The following is a 4,712-nucleotide window of genomic DNA, read 5'->3' as shown; positions in this document are numbered from 1 at the left end:
GTCACGCACAAAATCGAGGCGGCCGCGAAGGCGGGCGTCGAGACGGTCATCATCCCGAAGGCTAACGAGCAGGACGTGATGATAGAAGAAGAGTACGAGGAAATGGTCGAAATCGTCCCCGTCTCGCACATCAGCGAAGTTCTCGAAGTCGCGCTCACGGGCGAGTCCAAAATCGAACGCCTCACCGACCGGCTCAGAACCATCACCGGTCACGCCCTCGAACCGAGCGTCGAACAGGCTTCTCCGAGTCCGAGTACGTAAACTACCCCACCCTATTCCCTCGGCGCAGACGCGCCTCGGTCCGTGAGGGTGGGGCTTTGATGTGGACTCCCGGCAATCAGTCGCCAGCAATAGGCCGGTAACTCTCGCCGTTCAACGTTCCACCATTTATACGCACGTCTACTTGTGCGTCTCCGCTCTCCGACGTGGGCGAGGAACGGAGTCTGTATGTTCGCTTTCGGGCGTAGCGTAGCCCGATGTTCTTTGCGGCGTTGTAGTCCGCGTTCACCTCGTACCCGCACTTCTGACACTCGAAGTGTTCGCCGTGGCGGTTGTCCTCGTGCGTGAACCCACAGTCAGTTCGAGAACAGCGTTGGGACGTGTGGTTTGGTTCGACTTGTTCCACGGAGACATCCTGTTCGAGGGCCTTGTAGGAGACGTACTCGAACAGGCGTCGGAACGCCCAGACGTGGTGCCACTCCGCCTGTGGAAGCCGCTCTCGAATATCGGTCAAGTCCTCGAACGCGATAATGTCGCAGTCGTGTTCGACGGCTTCTGTGACGAGTTCGTTAGCGACGGTGTGGATGTACTGTTTGCGCCATGCGTCTTCCCGTTTCCCGAGTCGAAGTAAGGCGTTATGCGCGGCTTGCGTGCCGCGCTGTTGCATCTCACCGCGTCGATTCTCGAACTCGCGGCACCAGTGGTCGTAGTCGTCCCCCTGCCAGAACGTGCCGGTTGAGGCGACAGCGAGACTATTGACGCCGAGATCGATACCGAGGACCGTTTGGTCGGGGTGCCCGGTATCTGCCGGAACCTCTGCGTCGCCGTCCCCAGAACGTGAAGCGTTCTGGTGTGCGGACGAGACGCACGTCTCGTCAACGCCGTCAATCCGCCGTGTCGAGATGTTGAGGTAAAACTCGTCTGTCGCCGCGTCATACCGGAGCGTACTTTCGCGGAACTCGTAGTCCTCGGAGAGTACGTACCGCTCGTAGGGCGTCGGGCTGTCTGCCGGGAGAATGAACGACGGTTCGACCCGGCCTTCAACAGTTGCCAGCGACGCCTTGTTGCGGTAGAAGGTTGCGCTCCGCGTGTCGTAGTCCATCGTCTCGGCGGTGAATGTCGGGCAAGAGACGCGCTGTCCCTTCTTCCAGCGTTCGACAACGCCTTTGACGGCTTCGACGGCGCGGCGAATCGAGGCTTGGACGAGTTGTGCCTGTAGTTCTGTCTCCTCGCGGAGTTCGGAGTAGAGTGCGTCACGAATCTTCCGTTTGTTAGTCTTGCACTCGGTGTATGAGGTGTTCGACCAACAGTAGTCAGCGGTTCGGTTTGCGCAGTATCGGTATTGCTTGGCGGTTCGGTGGAGTGCGTCGCGTTGCTCGTCGGAATCGGCGAGTTTCACGACGGCGGTTCGACGCACATCCATACTTCAGAGAGTACCCTACGGTACCTGAGCGTTTGGAAGTCGCCCGGTCGCAGTATGCCGGTTGTGTCGTGCCATGTCGGTTTCCTCTCCGGCCTATTCGCTCCCTTCGGTCGCTCCTTGAGGCCGGAGGCTCCACCTCGAATTGCGCTGAACGCGCTTGTCGCCGACGGTTTCGAGTCAGAGCTCTTTCTCGATGCGGAGTTCCTTGTCGGTCACAGTGTCGATAACGTCGCCGGGGACGCTCAGGTCGTCTTCGTTGATGCTCCCCCATCCGAACGACTCCACCCACGCTTCGCCGAGGCTGGGGTCGGGGTCCACGTAGGCCGTGTTGTCCTCGACTTCCGTTACGATTCCGAGCTGTTCGCCGTCGCCGTCCATCAGGAACTTCCCCTCGTCTTCCTCACTGAGCGTTGCCATGGCTGTCGTGTTCACCGCGGTGCTATTTTCTCTTTGTGGCTACCGGAATGGAAGGAACGCCGCCGGGCCGAACTACAGGTCGTAGCCCCACTCGCGGAGGATGTCCGCTGCGGTATCGAGGTTCCGCATGCCCGCGAGATAGATGGCCTCCCGCGCGTCGAGTCGATAGATGTCGTCGCCGATGATAGACTCCAACTCGCGCTCGGCGTCCTTGGCGCGCCCGTCCGTGGAGTCCTGCACGAACAGTTGGTGGACGCTTTCGCGCTCGTCCTTGACGGTATCACGGCGAAGTATGAGTGGTAGGTCTGCTCGGTTAATCTGGCTGGTATTATTATCTGGTGTTACTGACTCGGTGGTCTCCTCGGTCGTCGTCTCCGAGTCGGTCGATTCTGACTCCGAAATCTCGTTTCCGCCGTCGTCGCCGAAGGGATCCGATGCGCCGGTTTTCATGCTACCGTCTCCTGTGTCACGAACTGCTCCGAGATGTACGCCGCCAGTTCGTCGAACTTTTCGAGCGTCGTCTCCTCGTACTCCCGGAGGTCGCGGTAGTCCTCGCTCTCACCCAGTTCGAAGATGCTCACTTGGTTTTGCCACGCTTCGCCGAGCATGGAGCCGCGCTCCCGTATCGAGACGGGTGTAACGGGGAGTTCCTGTTCGTTGAGCTCGTCCATCACTGACTGCTGGACGTTCGTCCCGCTGACTTTGTTCGGAACGACTCCCAGAATACCGACTTCGATGTCACCGAGCGTCTCCTCGATGTTGTTCACCACGTCCCGAAGCCCCTCGACGCTCTGTTCGCCTTTCGCGCTCAGTTCCGCCGGGATGAGCAGGTTCGACGTCGCGTAAATCGAGTTGTAGATGTGCTGTCCGACCGTCGCCGGTGGGTCGATGATGAGCACGTCGTACTCGTCCGGGACGCCCGCGTCGGCGAGCACACGCCGAAGTTGCTTCTCCTTCGGCCAGCGGTAGTTCGCGTCGTGCATCGACTGTTCCATCTCGGCCGCGCGCGTGAGGTTCTGTTCGAGCGAGCCGAGCATGTTGTGGCCCGGAACGAGGTCCAAATTCTCGCCGACGTTCATTACGAGGTCGGCGAACTCGCCTTTCGGTCGTTCGACCATGTGCCGGACGATGTTGTCCACGTTCGCGTCCGACCGATAGTCGTCCGCGCCGAAGTGGTGTGTCAGTCCGCCCTCCTGCGGGTCCATGTCGATGACGAGGACCTGTTGTCCGCGCCGCGCGTGCGCCGCCGCGAGGTTCACGGAGAACGTCGTCTTCCCGACGCCTCCCGCCTCCGACCAAACCGTGTACGGAATCATACAGAAACCCTATCGTAAGCAACCCATAAAAACACTAGTCAGACGCACTGGGCAGTATTACTGAGCAGTAATGGCGCTCAGTACTGTTGAATAGTGTCTCTGGTCGTTGTGCCTGCTCAGTGCTGTTGAGCGGTGTCTCCCCCGATACCGTCGGAATGGTCTCTGTGGTTGGTTTTTTTGAGTAGTATTGTTATTCGGTATTGCTGAATGATGTTGTTGGGTAGTTTTACTACTCAGCATAACTGCGTGTATGGTCGTTTAACGCCTTCTAACCACTCTTTGTCGGATGCTACGATCGCTCGAATCGGCGGTCGTTTCCCTCCGAGCGTGGACTCGACTAGTGCCGAATCGAGTCTGACTGACGGACTGTCTCGCTCAGTCCGAACGGTCGATATTCTTTTCCAATATTGCTGGCCAGTATGTCTAGTCAGTAGTTCTGAATAGTATGTGCACTCGGTATTACTGGACAACAACACTGTCCAGTCCCAGAGAGCAGAGGGTCTCAGTCCGCTGCGTCCTCGGCTCACGTCTGCAACCTGTCGAGACGAGCGTCGCGGTCAGAACGACCGTTCGGCTCTCAGGGTTCCAGCACGGCGCGGAATCGGACTTCGTTCTCCATCATCCGCTCGTAGGCCTCGTCGGCGTCGGCGAGGTCGAACGTCTCCACTTCGGGCGTGATGTCGCGGAGCGCGCTGAACTCCAAGGTGTCCTGTGACTCGCGGGCGTGCCCTGACGCCCATCCGCGGACCGCGCTGCGACTTCCGACGAGGGCGGCCCCGGAAACGTCGATGGGTTCGCCGGGAACGCCGACGACGACGACTTCCCCGTCCGTGCCGAGGCCCGGAACGACCGAGGAAATCGCGTCGGCGTTCGGCGCGGTCGCGAGGACGACCTTCGCACCGCCGAGTTTCTGTAGCTCTTCTGCTGGGTCGTTGGCCTTCGCATCGATGAAGTGGTCGGCACCCAACTCGCGGGCGTACTCCTCCTTATCGGTGCGCGTGAGATGGCCACCGTTTCGAACCCGGCCTGTCGGGCGTACTGCACCCCGAGGTGCCCGAGGCCGCCGATGCCTTGCACCGCGACCAGATCGCCCGGTCGGGCGTCGGTGTGTCGGAGCGCGTTGTACGTCGTGATTCCCGCACAGAGCAACGGGGCGGCGTCGGTCGCGTCGAGTTCGTCGGGGACGCGGGCGAGCGCTTCGGCGTTGACCGCCGCGTATTCGGCGTAGCCACCGTCGACCGTCACGCCGTGGATGTCCGCGTTCTCACACTGCTGGAACTCGCCGCGGCGGCAGGCTTCGCAGGTGAAACAGTGTCCCGCGTGCCATCCGGCACCCA

The 4,712-nt window shown here is 60.5% G+C and carries 5 protein-coding genes and 1 pseudogene; 1 reads left to right on the top strand and 5 read right to left on the bottom strand.

Annotated features, from left to right (window positions below):
* Positions 1–261, top strand: a 261-nt coding sequence (locus BG842_RS09915) for a S16 family serine protease (RefSeq protein ID WP_303645364.1), incomplete at its 5' end; no start/stop codon positions are given.
* Between the two features lie 76 nt (positions 262–337).
* Here BG842_RS09915 and BG842_RS09910 read toward each other — a convergent pair.
* The 5 genes and pseudogenes from BG842_RS09910 to BG842_RS32755 all read right to left on the bottom strand — a co-directional run.
* Positions 338–1,642 (bottom strand): RNA-guided endonuclease TnpB family protein, encoded by a 1,305-nt coding sequence (locus BG842_RS09910; protein WP_069450625.1) that lies wholly within the window; start codon positions 1,640–1,642, stop codon positions 338–340.
* Between the two features lie 177 nt (positions 1,643–1,819).
* On the bottom strand, positions 1,820–2,059 hold the full coding sequence (locus tag BG842_RS09905) for a hypothetical protein (protein ID WP_069450624.1): 240 nt from the start codon (positions 2,057–2,059) through the stop codon (positions 1,820–1,822).
* A gap of 72 nt (positions 2,060–2,131) precedes the next feature.
* Positions 2,132–2,509 (bottom strand): hypothetical protein, encoded by a 378-nt coding sequence (locus BG842_RS09900; protein ID WP_069450623.1) that lies wholly within the window; start codon positions 2,507–2,509, stop codon positions 2,132–2,134.
* A complete protein-coding gene (locus BG842_RS09895; protein WP_069450622.1) occupies positions 2,506–3,375 on the bottom strand; it encodes a ParA family protein in 870 nt (289 codons plus the stop codon). The genes BG842_RS09900 and BG842_RS09895 overlap by 4 nt, the downstream gene beginning before the upstream one ends.
* Positions 3,376–3,952: 577 nt before the next feature.
* Positions 3,953–4,712: pseudogene (locus tag BG842_RS32755) on the bottom strand (zinc-binding dehydrogenase); the annotation flags it as partial.

The organism is Haladaptatus sp. W1 (assembly GCF_001723155.1).
GTDB classification, from domain to species: domain Archaea; phylum Halobacteriota; class Halobacteria; order Halobacteriales; family Haladaptataceae; genus Haladaptatus; species Haladaptatus paucihalophilus.
Note: the sequence above shows the minus strand (reverse complement) of the source record. Positions and strands in the feature narration are given on the sequence as shown.

Bases quoted from the DNA above. Each gene is read 5' to 3' on its own strand.
- BG842_RS09900 (WP_069450623.1), bottom strand. From the start codon at position 2,509: ATGAAAACCGGCGCATCGGATCCCTTCGGCGACGACGGCGGAAACGAG.
- BG842_RS09905 (WP_069450624.1), bottom strand. From the start codon at position 2,059: ATGGCAACGCTCAGTGAGGAAGACGAGGGGAAGTTCCTGATGGACGGC.
- BG842_RS09895 (WP_069450622.1), bottom strand. From the start codon at position 3,375: ATGATTCCGTACACGGTTTGGTCGGAGGCGGGAGGCGTCGGGAAGACG.
- BG842_RS09910 (WP_069450625.1), bottom strand. From the start codon at position 1,642: ATGGATGTGCGTCGAACCGCCGTCGTGAAACTCGCCGATTCCGACGAG.